Origin of the sequence: Mesorhizobium sp. B2-2-3, assembly GCF_006442405.1 — a bacterium.
Taxonomy (GTDB): Bacteria; Pseudomonadota; Alphaproteobacteria; order Rhizobiales; family Rhizobiaceae; genus Mesorhizobium.
This window is the reverse complement of sequence record NZ_VFWC01000001.1, coordinates 246,988-263,220: the sequence shown is the minus strand read 5'-3', so window position 1 is coordinate 263,220 and position 16,233 is coordinate 246,988. Positions and strand designations below refer to the sequence as shown.

The 16,233-nt window shown below is 64.4% G+C and carries 15 protein-coding genes; 13 read left to right on the top strand and 2 right to left on the bottom strand.

Annotated features, from left to right (window positions below; genetic code table 11):
• Positions 1-252: 252 nt before the first annotated feature.
• Positions 253-1,044: a cyclase family protein gene (locus FJ951_RS01195; protein WP_140513078.1), complete on the bottom strand. Its 792-nt coding sequence runs from the start codon at positions 1,042-1,044 to the stop codon at positions 253-255.
• A gap of 118 nt (positions 1,045-1,162) precedes the next feature.
• On the opposite strand from FJ951_RS01195, the gene FJ951_RS01190 reads away from it, so the two are divergent.
• The 13 genes from FJ951_RS01190 (at position 1,163) to FJ951_RS01125 (ending at position 15,012) form a co-directional block, all read left to right on the top strand.
• A complete protein-coding gene (locus FJ951_RS01190; RefSeq protein WP_140513076.1) occupies positions 1,163-2,737 on the top strand; it encodes an NAD(P)/FAD-dependent oxidoreductase in 1,575 nt (524 codons plus the stop codon).
• Between the two features lie 112 nt (positions 2,738-2,849).
• Entirely contained in the window at positions 2,850-4,379 is a 1,530-nt protein-coding gene (locus tag FJ951_RS01185; RefSeq protein ID WP_140513074.1) for an ABC transporter substrate-binding protein, read from the top strand.
• 88 nt (positions 4,380-4,467) lie between these two features.
• Positions 4,468-5,475, top strand: a complete 1,008-nt coding sequence (locus FJ951_RS01180) for an ABC transporter permease (protein WP_140513072.1) — start codon at positions 4,468-4,470, stop codon at positions 5,473-5,475.
• Complete coding sequence (locus FJ951_RS01175) at positions 5,468-6,316, top strand: ABC transporter permease (RefSeq protein WP_140513070.1); 849 nt, start codon at positions 5,468-5,470, stop codon at positions 6,314-6,316. The genes FJ951_RS01180 and FJ951_RS01175 overlap by 8 nt, the downstream gene beginning before the upstream one ends.
• Positions 6,313-7,191: an ABC transporter ATP-binding protein gene (locus tag FJ951_RS01170; RefSeq protein ID WP_140513068.1), complete on the top strand. Its 879-nt coding sequence runs from the start codon at positions 6,313-6,315 to the stop codon at positions 7,189-7,191. The genes FJ951_RS01175 and FJ951_RS01170 overlap by 4 nt, the downstream gene beginning before the upstream one ends.
• Positions 7,184-8,020, top strand: a complete 837-nt coding sequence (locus tag FJ951_RS01165) for an ATP-binding cassette domain-containing protein (protein WP_140513066.1) — start codon at positions 7,184-7,186, stop codon at positions 8,018-8,020. Before FJ951_RS01170 ends, FJ951_RS01165 begins: the two co-directional genes overlap by 8 nt.
• An 80-nt stretch (positions 8,021-8,100) precedes the next feature.
• Positions 8,101-8,700 carry a VOC family protein gene (locus FJ951_RS01160; RefSeq protein WP_140496973.1) on the top strand — a complete coding sequence of 200 codons (600 nt, stop codon included), beginning with the start codon at positions 8,101-8,103 and terminating at the stop codon, positions 8,698-8,700.
• 141 nt (positions 8,701-8,841) lie between these two features.
• The gene (locus tag FJ951_RS01155; RefSeq protein ID WP_140513064.1) at positions 8,842-11,136 is read left to right on the top strand and encodes a bifunctional salicylyl-CoA 5-hydroxylase/oxidoreductase; all 2,295 of its coding nucleotides are present in this window, start codon (positions 8,842-8,844) and stop codon (positions 11,134-11,136) included.
• Entirely contained in the window at positions 11,133-11,906 is a 774-nt protein-coding gene (locus tag FJ951_RS01150; protein ID WP_140513062.1) for an SDR family NAD(P)-dependent oxidoreductase, read from the top strand. The genes FJ951_RS01155 and FJ951_RS01150 overlap by 4 nt, the downstream gene beginning before the upstream one ends.
• Positions 11,900-12,370: a MarR family transcriptional regulator gene (locus tag FJ951_RS01145; RefSeq protein ID WP_140513060.1), complete on the top strand. Its 471-nt coding sequence runs from the start codon at positions 11,900-11,902 to the stop codon at positions 12,368-12,370. The genes FJ951_RS01150 and FJ951_RS01145 overlap by 7 nt, the downstream gene beginning before the upstream one ends.
• A complete protein-coding gene (locus FJ951_RS01140) occupies positions 12,367-13,179 on the top strand; it encodes an enoyl-CoA hydratase family protein (RefSeq protein ID WP_140513058.1) in 813 nt (270 codons plus the stop codon). Before FJ951_RS01145 ends, FJ951_RS01140 begins: the two co-directional genes overlap by 4 nt.
• A gap of 231 nt (positions 13,180-13,410) precedes the next feature.
• On the top strand, positions 13,411-14,559 hold the full coding sequence (locus FJ951_RS01130; RefSeq protein ID WP_140513056.1) for an acyl-CoA dehydrogenase family protein: 1,149 nt from the start codon (positions 13,411-13,413) through the stop codon (positions 14,557-14,559).
• Between the two features lie 57 nt (positions 14,560-14,616).
• A complete protein-coding gene (locus tag FJ951_RS01125; RefSeq protein WP_140496985.1) occupies positions 14,617-15,012 on the top strand; it encodes a RidA family protein in 396 nt (131 codons plus the stop codon).
• A 91-nt stretch (positions 15,013-15,103) separates the two neighbouring features.
• On the opposite strand, the gene FJ951_RS01120 is transcribed toward FJ951_RS01125, so the two are convergent.
• The gene (locus FJ951_RS01120; protein ID WP_140513054.1) at positions 15,104-16,198 is read right to left on the bottom strand and encodes an LLM class flavin-dependent oxidoreductase; all 1,095 of its coding nucleotides are present in this window, start codon (positions 16,196-16,198) and stop codon (positions 15,104-15,106) included.
• Positions 16,199-16,233 lie beyond the last annotated feature (35 nt).

The following is a 16,233-nucleotide window of genomic DNA, read 5'->3' as shown; positions in this document are numbered from 1 at the left end:
TCCGTCGCGCCCCCCTCTGTCCTGCCGGACATCTCCCCCACAAGGGGGGAGATCGAATGTCGTCTCGGATTTCGCCAATCTCCAGCGCTGAAGGAATGAGCGGGGCGCGGAAGCAGCCAATCTCCCCTCTCGTGGGGGAGATGTCCGGCAGGACAGAGGGGGGCGCCGTAGAGCGCCAGCGTTGCCCTTCTCCCACCTCGTCACTGCATCATCGCCCGCGCGCATGATCTTCTCCCGAAGATCCACTTCGCCCTATTTGCCCGGCACCAGCGCCAGGGCGCGGATCGGGCTGCCGGTGCCGTGCTCGATCTTGAGCGGCGCGGCGATCAGGATGGCGCCCTTCGGCGGCAACTGGTCGAGGTTGCACAGGCTGGCCAGACCATAGCGGTTGGCCTTGTGCATCAGCGTGTGGGCCGGGAATGGCGGCTCCATGCCGCCGGCCTTGCCGGCATCGGTGCCGATCGTCTCCGAGCCCCAGCCCTTGATGTCCTTGCTGATCAGGAACTGGATTGCTTCCGCCGTCGGGCCGGGCGTGTGTGGGCCGGTCTCGTTGGCGTTGAGGAATTCGGCTTCCGAGCCGTTGCGCTTGTACCAGTCGGTGCGCATCACCACCCATTCGCCGGCGTTGATGGCGCCATGCTTGGCTTCCCACGCCCTGATGTGATCGACGGTGAGCAGGAAATCATGGTCTGCGGCGGCTTCCTTGGAGCAGTCGATGACATTGACCGGACCAATAAAGTTCTGCGCCGGAATGGTGTCGGTGGCGCCATCCGGATAATCCTTGCCGCTGATCCAGTGCTGCGGCGCGTCGAAATGCGTGCCCGAGTGTTCGCCGAGCTTCAGCCAGTTCCAGGCCCACCAGGGACCATTCTTGTCGTAACGGGAGATGTTATGGATCTCGACCTTCGGCGTGTCGACGGCAAGTTCCGGCGGCAGCTTGATCAGCGGCGTGTCAGGACCGAGCGGCGCCGACAGGTCGACCACCTTGATGGCGCCTGAAAGAAGCTGGCCGGCGACTTCGCCGAGGAGTTGTTGCGTGTCCATGGTCTCTGTTCCCTCTTGTCTGATGTGCTGAAGGCTCGTCTCGGCCCTTAATATCCTACTAGACGAAAACATATGCATCTGCAATTATCTTTAAGCATAAAGGAAATGGGTGCGGGGCGTGAGCGAGTTCGACGCCATCTTTGTCGGGGCGGGCCACAACAGTCTGGCTTGCGCCGCGCATCTGGCGCTCAAAGGCTGGAAAACCGGGGTTTTTGAGCGCAGTGCAACGATCGGCGGCGCCGTCCAGACCCGCGAATTCACGCTGCCGGGTTTTCGGCACGATTTCGGCGCGATGAATCTGAGCCTGTTCGCCGGCTCGGCCTTCCACCGGAAATATGCAAATGAATTGAAAGCCCACGGGCTGGAATTCGCGCCGGTTTCCGACTGTTTCGCCAGCGCCTTCCCGGACGGACGCTGGTTCGGCGTCAGCAGCGATCTGGAAAAGACGGCCGCGCGCATGGCTGCCTTCTCCGCCGCCGATGCCGCCACGTGGCGCAAGCTGGTCGCCGCCTTCCCGGCGGAAGCAGAGCATCTGTTTCGCCTCTTGGGATCACCGATGAGCGCCCGCGCCCTTGCCGGCACGGCGTGGAACCTTTGGCGCAAGAAGGGCCTTACCGGCGCGCTCGACACCGGGCGCCTGCTGCTTTCCTCGCCCCGCGCGTGGCTGGAGGAGACTTTCGAGTCGCCCCATGTGCGGGCGACGCTCGCCACCTGGGGCATGCATCTCGACTTTGCGCCCGACATCGCAGGCGGTGCCGTGTTCCCTTATCTGGAATCCATGGCCAACCAGAGTTTCGGCATGGTGCTGGGCAAGGGCGGCGCCCACACCATCATTCGTGCCTTATCGGGGATGGTCACGGGCGCCGGCGGCAAGATCTTCACCAACGCCGAGGTGGCCGAAATCACGGTTTCGGCCGGCAAGGCGACGGGTGTGCGGCTCAAGTCCGGTGAGACGCACACGGCCACCAGGGCGGTCATTGCCGGCGTTGCACCCAAGGCGTTGGCCGGCACGCTTTTGCCCAACGGTTCCGGCGACGCCGGCTTCGACACGGCGATGCAAAAATTCCGCCACGCGCCGGGCACCATGATGATCCATCTGGCGCTGGACGATCTGCCGGACTGGCGCGCCGGCGCCGAGTTGCGGCAGTTCGCCTATGTGCATCTGTCACCGTCGCTCGACGCCATGTCGCGCACCTATCAGCAGGCGATGGCGGGCGTGCTGCCGGACGAGCCGGTGCTGGTCCTCGGCCAACCAACCGCGGTCGATCCGTCGCGCGCGCCTCAAGGCAAGCATGTGCTGTGGGTGCAGGTGCGCATGCTGCCGGCAGAAATCCTTGGCGACGCCGCCGGCAAGATCACGCCCGCGCATTGGGATCAGGTCAAGGATCGCTATGCCGAGCGCGTGCTCGACATCGTCGAAACCTACGCGCCCGGCCTGCGAGCCAAGATCCTTGGCCAGGCCGTATTCTCGCCCATCGACCTCGAGCGCGAGAACCCGAACCTCATCGGCGGCGACCAGGTTTGTGGTAGCCACCACCTGGCACAGAATTTCCTGTTTCGCCCGGCACGCGGCTACGCCGGTTGGAACACGCCTGTGGCCAATCTGCATCTCACCGGTGCCGCCACATGGCCGGGCGCCGGCACGGGTGCCGCCTCGGGCTTCATGCTGGCGCAACAGCTTGGCGGGAGGTAGCAGCCGAAAGGCATTGGGGTGGAGCAAGGCAAGGTACGGTTGCCCAGGGAACCCACTGATCAAACAACGAAGCCGTGCACGGAAAACAGAAAAACCAACAAGGGGAACGACCATGACAATCAACAGACGCGAATTGCTCGGATACGGTGCCGCCGCACTCGGGGCGACGGCCATCGGCCTGCCGAAGATCGCCGGGGCGGCGGCCGGCGAACTGACCATCGCCTACAATGTCAACCTGCCGTCCTGGGATCCGACCACCGGACCTTCGGCGGTCAACCCGACCATCCAGGGCCTCTACCAGTCGGTGTTCGATCAGTTCATCCCGCAGAAGCCGGACCTGTCCTTCGCGCCGGGGCTGCTCACCGAGTGGGGCTGGAATGACGACCGCACCAAGATCATGATGACGGTGCGCGAGGGCGTAACCTGGCATGACGGCTCGCCGTTCACGCCCGAGGACGTGGTCTGGTCGTTGCAGCGGGCCGGCGATGAAAAGACCGGCAACCCGATCCAGTTCGTGTGGAAGAACGTCAACAACTTCAAGATCGAGGGCAACAAGATCACGGGCGATGTCGTGCAGTTCGACCCGGTCTACTTCAAGTGGATGTCGTTCCTCACGGGCTACATCATCCCGAAGGCCTATTACGAGAAGGTGGGCGCCGAAGGTTTCGAAAAGGCTCCGATCGGCACCGGCCCGTACATGGTCGAGAAGTTCGAACGCAACGCCTTCCTGCGGCTGAAGGCCAATCCGAAGTACTGGGGCGGCAAGCCGGCATTCGAGAACGTGACGATCAAATTCGTCACAGACGCGGCGAGCCGTGTCGCCGAAATCGAGTCCGGCTCCTCGCAGGTGACGCTCGAGATTCCCTATGAGGAGTATGACCGCCTGATCGCCAAGGACGGCCTTGCCGGCTCGATCAAGAATGTTTCCGACATCGGCATGATCTTCTTCAACGACGTCGAGGCGATGCTGGACAAGAACGTGCGCCAGGCAGCCGTCATGGCGGTCGACAAGGAGCTTCTGGTCAAGCGGCTGCTGCGCGGCTACGGCCAGCCGCTCGCCACGCTGGAAACGCCGGAATACGCGGCCTACGACGCGTCGATCAAGGTCGAGCACAATCCGGAAAAGGCCAAGCAATTGCTGGCCGCTTCCGGCTATTCGCCGGAAAAGCCGGTCAAGTTCACCATCCAGACGACCAAGGGCTTCAAGCCCAAGGACTACGAGATGATCCAGGCGATCGTCGGCATGTGGCGCAAGGTCGGCATCGAGGCCACCATTGAAGTCTACGAGATCGCCAAGCATTACGAATTGCGCGCCGCCGACAAGCTGGCGCCGGCGGCCTTCTACAACTGGGGCAACGCCATCGGCGACCCGACCACCTCGACCGGCTTTGCCATGTATGGTCCGAGCCCGCACTCGGTGTGGGACAGCCAGGATCTGATCGACATGATCAACCCGCTGTGGGGTGAGAAGGACGAGGCCAAGCGCATCGCCGGCTGGAAGGCGGTGGACAAATACATCGCCGAGCAAGCCTATGTGCTGCCGCTGATGCAGTATGCGCAGCCGATCGTGCATGCCAAGGGCGTCAACGTCGTGCAGCATGTGTCCGGCGCGCTGTTGCCGGCCCTGATGACCCCGGCCTGATATCGGCCGGGCTTGCCGCGCGCCGTCCATAGCGACGGCGCGCATCTTCTTTCGGCATACGAGCCTCCGGGCTCCAGCAAAGATTTACATGCTCCTGCAACGATTCCTGATCCGTCTTTTGACGATGCTGATCACGCTGTTCGGCGTGGCCGTCGTCGTCTTCGTCGTGATCCGCATCGCTCCCGGCGATCCGATCGCCATGATGCTGCCGCCCGGCGCGACCGATGTCGACATCGCCCGGCTGCGGGCGCTCTACGGCCTCGACAAGACGATTGTCGAGCAGTTCTTCATCTGGCTGTCCGGCGTCGTCAAAGGCGATTTCGGCACCTCGATCTCGCTGCGGCAAGACGTGCTCGGGCTTGTCTTCAACCGGCTGCCGGCAACGCTGGAACTCGCCATCGTCGCGCTTATCATGGCGGTGGCGATCGGGGGGACGATGGCCATCCTCGGCGCCCGCGAACGAGGCACGGCGGTGGAAGCCGGCATCGACATCGCCAGCGGGGCGGCACTTTCCATTCCCGACTTCCTGTGGGGCCTGGTGCTGATCCTGCTGTTCGGGGTGCTGGTGCCGATCTTCGACATTTCCGGCCGGGTCTCGCCGCAACTCGACCTGCCCTTCGTCAGCCAGTTCTATCTGTTCGAAAGCTTGCTTCGGCTCCGCCTCGATCTCACATGGGATCTCCTGAAGCACATGCTTATGCCGGCAGTGGCGTTGGCATTGCCGCTGGGGGCGATCATCTCGCAGCTGTTGAAACAGTCGCTGAAGGAAGTGCTCGACCTCGACTATGTCGTGCTGGCGCGGGTGAAGGGTTTTTCGGAAACGCAGGTCATCCTGCGCGAGGCGCTGAAGAATGCCGCCCTGCCGACGCTGACGCTGGTCGGCGTGCAGTTCACCTTCCTGATCGGGGGCACGGTCATCGTCGAGCGGCTGTTTTCCTATGAGGGCCTCGGCAACATGGCGATCGACGCGGTCATCAACCGCGACCTGCCGCTGATCCAGGGCATCGTGCTGGTCTTCGCGCTGTTGTTCGTGCTGATCAATCTCGCGGTGGACATGATGTACGCCCTGCTCAATCCGAGGCTGCGCCATGGATGAGAGCCGCATCTCGAGACACGGCTCAAGCGCCAGGCTTTGGCTGGCCGGCGGCTGGCTGCTGCTGGCGCTGCTGGCGACGATCCTGGCGCCGCTGGTCGCGCCGCGGGACCCGCTTGCGCAGGATCTTATGCTCGAACGTTTGCCGCCGTTCTGGCTCGATGGCGCGGAGCCCGGCTATTGGCTGGGCACCGACAGCCTCGGCCGGGATCTCTTGTCACGCCTGATCTTCGGCGGGCGCATCGCCTTCATCGTTGCGTTCGCCGCCGCCAGCGCCGCCTGCCTTGTCGGCTCGACCCTGGGCTTGATCGCTGGCTATTTCGGCGGCTGGGCCGACCGCATCATCTCGCGCATCGTCGATGTCTGGATGGCATTCCCGCCGGTGCTGTTCGCCATCCTTTTGGTTGCCGTGCTCGGCACGGGTTTGAGCTCTGTCATCCTGGCGATCGCGATCATCGACTGGACGCGTTTCTGCCGGGTCATCCGCGCCGAGGCGATGGGCCAGTCGCGCATGGACTATGTCGAGAACGCCCGCATCGCCGGCTATGGCCGCATCGGCATCATGCTGCGCGAAGTGCTGCCCAATGTGGTGCCATCGATCGTGGCGCTGCTGTCGCTGGAAATGGGCATCGCCGTCATCGTCGAGGCGATCCTGTCCTTCGTCAACCTGTCGATCTCGACCGACGACCCGACCTGGGGCGGCATCATCGCCGAGGGCCGGCTGTCGATCCACCAGGCCTGGTGGGTGCTGGTATTCCCGCTGATCACACTGATCCTGACCGTGCTGTCGTTCAGCCAGTTCGGCGAGGCGCTGAAGACACGTTTCGATCCGGTGCTGCGATGAGCGCCTGTCTCGATATCAAGGAGTTGAGCGCCGTGCTGCCGAACGGCCAGCGCGTGCTGCGCTCGGTGTCGCTTGCCGTGCAGCCCGGCGAAGTGCGAGCACTGGTCGGTGAAAGCGGCGCCGGCAAGACGATGATCGGCAAGGCGGTACTTGGCGTCTTGCCGTCGAGCGTGCGCATCGTCGAGGGCGATATGCGGCTCGAGGGCGAAGACCTCGGCAAGCTCAACCCGAAGGCACGGCGCACGCTGATCGGCGCGCGCACCGCACTGATCCCGCAGGATCCGCTGACCGCGCTCAACCCGTCGCGCCGCATCGGCCCGCAAACGACCGACCGGCTGGTGCGCATCCTCGGCTGGAGCGGCGAGAGGGCCGAAACCCGCATCCGGCAATTGCTGGACGAGGTGCAGATCCGTGACCCCGACCGGGTACTGAAAAGCTACCCGCACGAGCTTTCCGGCGGCATGCGCCAGCGCGTGCTGATCGCCGCAGCCTTCGCCGCCGAGCCCCGGCTGATCGTCGCCGACGAGCCGACCACGGCGCTCGACGTCACCGTGCAGAAGCAGATCCTGCGGCTCATCGCTGCGTTGCAGCGCGAGCACGGCACGGCGATCCTGTTCGTCACCCACGACCTCGGCGTCGTCGCCAAGATCAGCCAGAAGGTCTCGGTGCTCTATGCCGGCAAGGTCGTGGAAGAGGCCGAAACAGCTGCCCTCTTCGCGGCACCGCAGCACCCCTACACACGGGCACTGATGGCGGCAACGCCGCGCTACACCGATCCCCTCGCCTCGCTAAAGCCGGTCGACGAGGCAGTGCTGGCCGGGCTTGCCGCGGAGATTGCGGCCGCGGACCAGGCGTGGAGGCGACCGCATGGCTGAGCCGCTGTTTTCCGTGCGCGGCCTGAAAGTCGCGCTGCCCGACATGACCCGCAAGCCGCTGATCGGCCGCGCGCCGCTGGCGGAAATCCTAAAAGGCCTGGACTTCGACCTGCCCAAGGGATCGGTGACCGGCATCGTCGGCGAGTCCGGATCCGGCAAGTCGACGCTCGGCCGTGCCCTGGTACGACTGCTGGAGCCCAGCGCCGGCAGCATCAGCTTCGAGCGCCTCGACATCACGCATCTGCCGGAGGCGGAGTTGCGGCCGCTGCGCCGCGATCTGCAGATGATCTTCCAGGATCCTATGTCGTCGCTCAACCCGCGCCGCACCATTGCCAGCATCATTGCCGCGCCGCTGAAGCAGAACGGGCTTGGCGACAATCTCAGGGACCGCGTGGCCGAGGCCTTGCAGCGCGTCGGCCTGCCGCAGAGCTTCGCCGGCCGCTACCGCCACGAACTGTCGGGCGGCCAGCGCCAGCGCGTCGGCATAGCGCGCGCGCTGGCGCTGGCGCCGAAATTCGTGCTGGCCGACGAGATCGTCTCCGGCCTCGACGTCTCGACGCAGGCGCAGATCCTCACCCTTCTGGAGAAACTGGCGGAGGAGATGGGGCTGACGGTCGCCTTCATCAGCCACGATCTGTCGGTCATCCGGCGGCTGTGCCGGCAGGTCATCGTCATGCGCGAAGGCAGGATCGTCGAAGCGAGCGCGACGGACGCTCTCTTCGAAAATCCCCGACAGACCTACACGCACGACCTGATCGCGGCCATCCCACTGCCCGAAATCGACGACGGCTGGCTGGATATTCCTTCCGCTGCCAAGGCTCCGACATAAATGCATACGCACGCCGAAAAGCGGGCTCGGATGTGCGACCGGCCAATGACAAAGCCCCGCCAAATGGAGGAGAAACTGACATGAAGACAATAATTCGAAATGCAGCACTCGCTGCCGCCATCCTCGGCAGCACCGGTATGGCGGCAGCAAGCTCGATCCCCGGCATGCGCGGGCACGACCACACCGGCATCACGGTTCCCGACATGAAGCAGGCGGTCGATTTCTTCACCGACGTGGTCGGCTGCAAGAAGGCGATGTCGTTCGGCCCGTTCGCCGACGACAAGGGCACCTTCATGCAGGATCTTCTCGGCGTCGATCCGAAGGCTGTCATCGAGCAGGTCACCATGGTTCGCTGCGGCACGGGGTCGAACATAGAGCTGTTCAAATACACCGCGCCGGACCAGAAGGACCTGACACCGAAGAACAGCGACATTGGCGGTTTTCACATCGCCTTCTATGTCGACGACGTCGCGGCGGCGAAAGCCTATCTCGAGGCCAAGGGCGTCAAAACCAGGCTGGGGCCGCTGCCGGTCAAGGAAGGACCCGCCGCCGGCCAGACCATCCTTTATTTCCAGGCGCCCTGGGGCCTGCAACTGGAAGCGATCAGCTATCCCGACGGCATGGCTTACGAGAAGGGTGCCGAGACGGTCCTGTGGAGCCCGAAGAACCCGGAAAAGTGAGCCCACGGACCGCGCGTGCGGCGATGCGCGAGCGCGCGGTCCGCTCTTTCGCATAATCGTTTCGGCATAAAACTTTAAGCTTGAAATATCTTAGCCCCGGCGCGATACTGAAATCAAGCAAGCGAAGAGGAGATCGCACAGATGAAGGTTGCGGTTCTCGGCGGCGGACCAGCCGGCCTTTACTTCGCCATTTCGATGAAGCTGAGGGACGCCGCGCACGACGTGACGGTTTTCGAGCGTAATCGCGCCGACGACACGTTCGGCTGGGGCGTCGTTCTGTCAGCCGAAACGCTTGAGAATCTGGCCAGGAACGATCCGGTCAGCGCCGTCTGGATCAAGAAGCATTTTGCGTATTGGGACGACATCGCCGTGGTCCATGACGGCGTGCGCACTGTATCCTCAGGCCACGGCTTCTGCGGCATCGGCCGCAAGCGGCTCTTGATCCTGTTGCAGCGGCGCGCACGCGAGCTCGGTGTCAAGCTGGTGTTCGAGACCGACATCGCCGATCCCCGGCCCTATATGGAGACGCATGACCTGGTCGTCGCCGCAGACGGGCTGAATTCCAGGGCGCGCAACAGCTTCGTCGACATCTTCAAGCCCGACATCGACACGCGCAAATGCAAGTTCGTGTGGCTCGGCACCCACCAGAAATTCGACGACGCCTTCACCTTCATCTTCGAAAAGACCGAGCATGGCTGGGTGTGGGCGCACGCCTACCAGTTCGACAGCGACACCGCGACCTTCATCGTCGAGTGCAGCGAACAGACCTGGGCCGCCTTCGGCTTCGGCGCCATGACGCAGCAGGAATCCATCGCCGTCTGCGAGCGCATCTTCGAAAAGCATCTTGGCGGCCACAAGCTGATGACCAATGCCAACCACATCAGGGGTTCGGCCTGGATCAATTTCCCGCGCGTGCTGTGCGAGCGCTGGTCGTTTGAGAATCTGGCGCTGATGGGCGACGCGGCGGCCTCAGCCCATTTCTCGATCGGCTCCGGCACCAAGCTGGCGCTGGAGAGCGCTGTCGCGCTGGCCGAGTATGTCGAAACCGAACCGGACCTAAAGGCCGCCTTCCGCAAATATGAGGACGCGCGCCGCACCGAGGTGCTGAAGCTGCAGTCGGCGGCGCGCAACTCGCTCGAATGGTTCGAGGAGGTCGAGCGTTATCTCGGCCTCGATCCGGTGCAGTTCAACTATTCGCTGCTGACCCGCTCGCAGCGCATCAGCCACGAAAACCTGCGGCTGCGCGACGCGGAGTGGCTTGAAAGCGCGGAGGAGTGGTTCCAGCGCCAGGCGGGCGCCGGCGCCAACAGACTCCGTCGCGCCCCGATGTTCGCGCCCTTCCAGCTGCGCGACATGCGGCTCAACAACCGCGTGGTCGTGTCGCCGATGGCACAATACAAGGCTGTCGACGGCTGCCCGACGGACTGGCATTTCACGCACTATGCCGAGCGTGCCAAGGGCGGCGCCGGGCTCATCTATATCGAGATGACCTGCGTCAGTCCGGAAGGGCGGATCACGCCCGGCTGCCCGGGCTTCTATGCGCCCGAACATGAGATGGCGTGGAAACGGCTGGTCGGCTTCGTCCATGCCGAGACCGAAGCGAAGATCTGCGCGCAGATCGGCCATTCCGGCGCCAAGGGCTCGACACGGGTTGGTTGGGAAGGCACCGACGTGCCGCTGGCGGCGGGCAACTGGCCCGTCATGGCGGCATCGGCCGTGGCGTGGTCACCTGAGAATCAGGTGCCGAAGGCGATGGACCGCGCCGACATGGACAGAGTGCGCGACGAGTTCGTGGCTTCGGCTGAGATGGCCGACCGCTGCGGCTTCGACATGCTCGAGATCCACGCCGCGCACGGCTATCTCCTGTCGTCCTTCATCACGCCGGTCACCAACCGGCGCACGGATGCGTATGGCGGTTCGCTGGAAAACCGCATGCGATATCCCCTTGAAATCTTTCGCGCCATACGCGCCGCCTGGCCGGCGCAGAAGCCGATCTCAATGCGCATTTCGGCCAATGACTGGGTCGGCATCGAAGGCGTAACACCCGCCGACGCCGTCGAGATCGCGCGGCTGTTGCATGAGGCCGGCGTCGACATTTGCGACGTCTCGGCAGGACAAACTTCGGTGCTGGCAAAGCCGGTCTATGGCCGCATGTTCCAGACGCCGTTTTCCGACCGCATCCGCAACGAGGTCGGCATGGCGACGATGGCGGTCGGCAACATCTATGAGCCGGACCATGTCAATTCGATCCTGATGGCCGGCCGCGCCGACCTGGTGGCGCTGGCACGGCCGCATCTGGCCGATCCCTACTGGACGCTGCATGCGGCGGTGGCGCTCGGCGACCGTGGCGTGAAATGGCCGGATCCTTATCTGCCGGGGCGCGACCAGATCTACCGACTGGCCGAACGCGACGCCGCAGCGGGGCTGAAAGTATGACGGCCGCCGCGATGATCGCCGGCAGCCATGCCCTTGTCACCGGCGGCGGGTCTGGTGTCGGCCGAGCGATCGCTCTGGCGCTGGCTGGTGCCGGCATCGACGTCACCATATGCGGCCGCCGCGAGGCGGAGCTGGCCAAGGTGGCTGGCGAAAGCAAAGGCGTTTTCGCCATCACTGCCGATGTCACCAATGAGGCGGCGATGGCATCGCTTTACGAGACGGCGGAGGCCGCGCGCGGGCCGTTCGACATCGTCGTCGCCAATGCCGGCATGGCGGGCAGCACGCCGGCGCACAAGACCACGCTGGCCGACTGGCAGCGGACGCTGGACGTCAACCTGACCGGCGCTTTCCTGACGGTGAAGCCGGCGCTCGCCGGCATGGCCGCGCGCAAGGCGGGCCGCATCGTCTTCATCGCGTCTACCGCCGGACTGAAAGGCTACGCCTATGTTGCGCCTTACGTGGCGGCCAAGCATGGCGTCGTCGGCCTGATGCGGGCGCTGGCTGCCGAGACGGCGAAATCCGGCGTGACCGTCAATGCGGTGTGCCCGGGGTTTGTCGAGACGGACATGTTGGACGAGTCCATCGAGCGGATCGTTGAAAAAACCGGCCGTTCGACTGAACAGGCGCGGGCGAGCCTTGCCTCGACCAATCCACAAGGCCGCTTCATCCAGCCGCAGGAAATTGCCGCCGCCGTGCTGTGGCTGTGCGGCGATGCGGCGGCGTCGATCACCGGACAGGCAATTTCGATCTCAGGAGGCGAAACATGGTAGCCGGCCCCCTGCCCGCGCCGTCGGGACCCGGCAAGGACCGCTTGCGGCTGTGGATCAGGCTGCTGCGCGCCTCGCGCACGATCGAGGCCGAACTGCGCGAGCGGCTGAAGAAGGAGTTCAATACGACGCTGCCGCGCTTCGACGTGATGGCCGCGCTCTACCGTGCGCCCGAAGGCATGCTGATGAGCGATTTGTCGCGCTTCCTGCTGGTGTCCAACGGCAATGTCACGGGCATCGTCGATCGACTCGTATCCGAGGGGCTGGTCGCCCGCGCCCGCCGCAATGGCGACCGCCGCACCTCGATGGTGCGGCTGACGGATGAGGGCTCGAAGTCCTTCGCAGTCATCGCTGCCGCTCACGAGGGCTGGGTCGGCGAATTGCTGGGCAAGGTGAGCGAGGACGACGCGCGCCGGCTGACCGGCATGCTGACCTCGTTCCGCAGCAACTGGGAGGGACGCGAATGAGCAAGATGGCCGGCTTCAAGCCGAAGCATTTCCTCTGGCAGGTCGAAGGCCGGATCGCCAAGGTCCGGCTCGACCGGCCGGAGCGCAAGAACCCGCTGACCTTCGACAGCTATGCGGAACTGCGCGATACATTCCGCGACCTCGTCTATGCCGACGATGTCGATGCCGTGGTGTTCCTGTCCAATGGCGGGAATTTCTGCTCCGGCGGCGATGTCCACGATATTATCGGCCCGCTGGTCAAGATGGACATGAAGCAGCTCCTGGCCTTCACCCGCATGACCGGCGACTTCGTCAAGGCGATGCTGAACTGCGGCAAGCCGATCATCGCGGCGGTCGACGGTGTGGCGGTCGGCGCCGGCGCCATCATCGCCATGAGCTCCGACATCCGCATCGCCACGCCGGACGCCAAGACGGCATTCCTGTTTACCCGCGTCGGTCTTGCCGGCTGCGACATGGGAGCCTGCGCTCTCCTGCCGCGCATCATCGGCCAGGGCCGCGCCGCCGAACTGCTCTACACCGGCCGCACCATGACGGCTGCCGAAGGCGAGCGCTGGGGGTTTTACAACAGGCTTGTAGAGGCGGCATCGCTCGAGGCCGACGCGCTGGACATGGCGGCGCGCATCGTCTCCGGCCCGACCTTCGCCCATGGCATCACCAAGACGCAGTTGAACCAGGAATGGTCGATGGGCCTCGACCAGGCGATCGAGGCGGAAGCGCAGGCGCAAGCGATCTGCATGCAGACGGGCGATTTCGAGCGGGCATACAAGGCCTTCGTTGCCAAGGAGAAGCCGGTGTTCGAGGGGAATTGAGGATGAGCAGGTTGATGGAGACGTTGGCGGGACAGCGCCCCCCTCTGGCCTGCCGGCCATCTCCCCCTCTAGGGGGGAGATTGGCAGCTTCGGCGGCGGCAGCCATCCTGCGGCGCAGGCGATTCGCGAAAGCCGAGATGAGGATCGATCTCCCCCTTAGAGGGGGAGATGTCCGGCAGGACAGAGGGGGGCGCCGTAGAGCACGGACTCTGGAGAATAGCGGAGGCAGAAATGCCTGACCGCTCCTTCCTCGACTGGCCCTTCTTCGAAGACCGTCATCGCGAACTGGCCGAGCACCTCGAAGCATGGTGCGCGAAGAACCTGCCCGTCGATCACCATGACGTCGACACTGCCTGCCGGGAACTGGTGGCCAAGCTCGGCCGGGACGGCTGGCTGAAACCGACGGCGCTCGACACCGACAATCCGGGACCGCTCGACGTGCGCACCTTGTGCATCACGCGCGAGACGCTGGCGCGGCATGACGGGCTCGCGGATTTCGCCTTCGCCATGCAAGGGCTCGGCACCGGAGCGCTCAGCCTGTTCGGCACGCCGGAACAGCAGCAATGGCTGGCGACGACGCGCGCCGGCAAGGTCATTTCCGCCTTTGCGCTGTCGGAACCGCGCTCGGGATCGGATGTCGCCAATATGGAGATGACCGCGACCCGCGATGGCGACAGCTATGTTCTGTCGGGCGAAAAGACCTGGATCTCCAATGGCGGCATCGCCGATCTCTATGTCGTCTTCGCCCGCACAGGCGAGGCACCCGGCGCCAAGGGGCTATCCGCCTTCATCGTGCCGGGGGACAGCAAGGGCCTCGACATCGCGGAGCGCCTTGAAGTCATAGCGCCGCATCCGCTGGCACGACTGTCTTTCGATCAGGTCCGCCTGCCGGCCGCCGCACTGATCGGCAAACCGGGCGACGGCTTTCGCATTGCCATGTCGGTGCTCGACGTGTTCCGCTCGACCGTCGGCGCGGCGGCACTCGGCTTTGCACGCCGCGCGCTCGATGAAAGCATCAAGCGGGTGGCCGAACGCAAGCTGTTCGGCGCGCCAATGACCGAGCTGCAGATGGTGCAGGGCCATATCGCCGACATGGCGCTCGACGTCGATGCCGCGGCGCTTTTGGTCTACCGTGCCGCCTGGACCAAGGACATGGGCGCGGCGCGGGTAACGCGCGAGGCGGCGATGGCCAAACTGTTCGCCACCGACAAGGCGCAGGAGGTGATCGACAAAGCGGTGCAACTGCATGGCGGCGACGGCGTCCGCAAGGGTCACATCGTCGAAAGCCTGTATCGCGAGATCCGCGCGCTGCGCATCTACGAGGGTGCTTCCGACGTGCAGAAGGTGGTGATCGCGCGACAGGTGATGGGGGCGGCCTGACTCCGGTCACGTCAAGGTTTGGACTGTTTCGAACGCGGATATTGCGGAGAGTTTGAAATGCACGAGATCCTACAGCCGGATGGCTGGGCCAAGCCGGTCGGTTACTCCAATGGCGTAGCGGCTCGCGGGCGGCTTGTCTTCGTCGGCGGACAGGTCGGCTGGAATGGGCAGTGCCAGTTCGAGACCGACGATTTCGTCGGCCAGGTGCGGCAGACGCTTCAAAATATCGTCGCGGTGCTGGCGGAGGCCGGAGCTGAGCCGCGGCACATCACGTCAATGACGTGGTATTTCACCGACAAGAGCGAATATCTGGCCAATCTCAGGGGTATAGGCGAGGCCTATCGCAAGGTGATCGGCCGGCATTTCCCGGCGATGGCCGCGATGCAGGTGATGGCACTGGTCGAGGACCGAGCCAAGGTGGAGATCCAGGCCACCGCGGTTATTCCGGAATAATCGGCCGTCGCTTCGTCATCCTGGGTGCAGCAAGGAGCGTAGCGATACGGCGCAGACCCCAGGATGAGAAATCAGGAAGGCATCGGCCAGACTATTTTCCGCGAAGGCCGGCCCGCTCCAGCAGCGGCAGCACGTGATCGCAGAAATAGGGGAGTTCCTGCGTGTAGTTGACGAAGGACAGCGCAATGCCCTGGTAGCCATGCCCGGCAATGGCGACCATATCGGCGGCGATCGTTTCGGGCGTTCCGACCAAGGGATAGGTGCCGGCGCCGCCGGCGAAACGCTGGCGGTAGCGGTCATAGGCATACGGGTCGTGCGACCGCGAGAACTCCTTTTTGCCGGCCATATGGGCATCGACCGCCTCACGGTCGGCCAGATCGACGGCATAGCGTGTGTAATAGGCCTGCGCCTCCTCCATCGTCGGCCGGCAGACGACATGCGCCACGGTGTAGACGCCGACCTCGCGGCCAGCCTTGTCGGCCCGCTCGCTGATATCGGCGACATGTTTGCCGGCATCGGCCATCTCGGAAAAGGTCGTGAACAGATAGTCGCATCTGGCGGCAGCGAAATCGCGGCCCGGACCGCCGAAAGCCGCGTTCATCGTCACCGGTCGCGGAACTTGCAGGCTGGCCGGCCGGCTCACGGCTTCCTTGAGACGATAATAAGTGCCCTCATAGTCGAGAGGTTCAGCCGACGCATACAGCCTTTCCAAAACTTCGATCCATTCGGCGGCCTGATCATACCCCTTCTCGACCAGCGGCGTGCCGAACATGCCGAATTCCTTCGGGTTCCAGCCGCAGACGATGTTGAGGCCGGCACGGCCCTGGCTGATATGATCGACCGTCGCCAGCGCCTTGGCGGCGTAGAGCGGATGCACGAGGGGCACATGCACGGTCATGAACAGGCCGATCCGCTCGGTGGCCACACTGAGCGCCGCCGCCCAGGTGAAGGTCTCGAACGACCATTCGCGCACCCTGTTGCGGCCGCCAAAGCCGCGCCAGCGCGCGATCGGCAGCAGGAATTCCAGCCCCGCGCGGTCGGCGATCTGCGCCGCCGTCAGATTGTCGTGCCAGCTTGCCGTCCAGCGTTCAGGCACATCCGATATGGCAAGGCCGCCGTCGGCATTGGTCGAGAAGACGCCGAGCTTCAGTCTGTTTGGGCCGTGCAGGGGATGCGCTTTGATCATGTCCGGAACTCGCGGCGGGAGATCGACACGCTAGG

Excerpts from the sequence above, each read along its gene's own strand:
- FJ951_RS01170 (WP_140513068.1), top strand. The coding sequence starts at position 6,313 with ATGAGCGCCTGTCTCGATATCAAGGAGTTGAGCGCCGTGCTGCCGAAC.
- FJ951_RS01125 (WP_140496985.1), top strand. The coding sequence starts at position 14,617 with ATGCACGAGATCCTACAGCCGGATGGCTGGGCCAAGCCGGTCGGTTAC.
- FJ951_RS01160 (WP_140496973.1), top strand. The coding sequence starts at position 8,101 with ATGAAGACAATAATTCGAAATGCAGCACTCGCTGCCGCCATCCTCGGC.
- FJ951_RS01145 (WP_140513060.1), top strand. The coding sequence starts at position 11,900 with ATGGTAGCCGGCCCCCTGCCCGCGCCGTCGGGACCCGGCAAGGACCGC.
- FJ951_RS01150 (WP_140513062.1), top strand. The coding sequence starts at position 11,133 with ATGACGGCCGCCGCGATGATCGCCGGCAGCCATGCCCTTGTCACCGGC.
- FJ951_RS01175 (WP_140513070.1), top strand. The coding sequence starts at position 5,468 with ATGGATGAGAGCCGCATCTCGAGACACGGCTCAAGCGCCAGGCTTTGG.
- FJ951_RS01130 (WP_140513056.1), top strand. The coding sequence starts at position 13,411 with ATGCCTGACCGCTCCTTCCTCGACTGGCCCTTCTTCGAAGACCGTCAT.
- FJ951_RS01185 (WP_140513074.1), top strand. The coding sequence starts at position 2,850 with ATGACAATCAACAGACGCGAATTGCTCGGATACGGTGCCGCCGCACTC.
- FJ951_RS01180 (WP_140513072.1), top strand. The coding sequence starts at position 4,468 with ATGCTCCTGCAACGATTCCTGATCCGTCTTTTGACGATGCTGATCACG.
- FJ951_RS01155 (WP_140513064.1), top strand. The coding sequence starts at position 8,842 with ATGAAGGTTGCGGTTCTCGGCGGCGGACCAGCCGGCCTTTACTTCGCC.
- FJ951_RS01195 (WP_140513078.1), bottom strand. The coding sequence starts at position 1,044 with ATGGACACGCAACAACTCCTCGGCGAAGTCGCCGGCCAGCTTCTTTCA.
- FJ951_RS01120 (WP_140513054.1), bottom strand. The coding sequence starts at position 16,198 with ATGATCAAAGCGCATCCCCTGCACGGCCCAAACAGACTGAAGCTCGGC.
- FJ951_RS01165 (WP_140513066.1), top strand. The coding sequence starts at position 7,184 with ATGGCTGAGCCGCTGTTTTCCGTGCGCGGCCTGAAAGTCGCGCTGCCC.
- FJ951_RS01140 (WP_140513058.1), top strand. The coding sequence starts at position 12,367 with ATGAGCAAGATGGCCGGCTTCAAGCCGAAGCATTTCCTCTGGCAGGTC.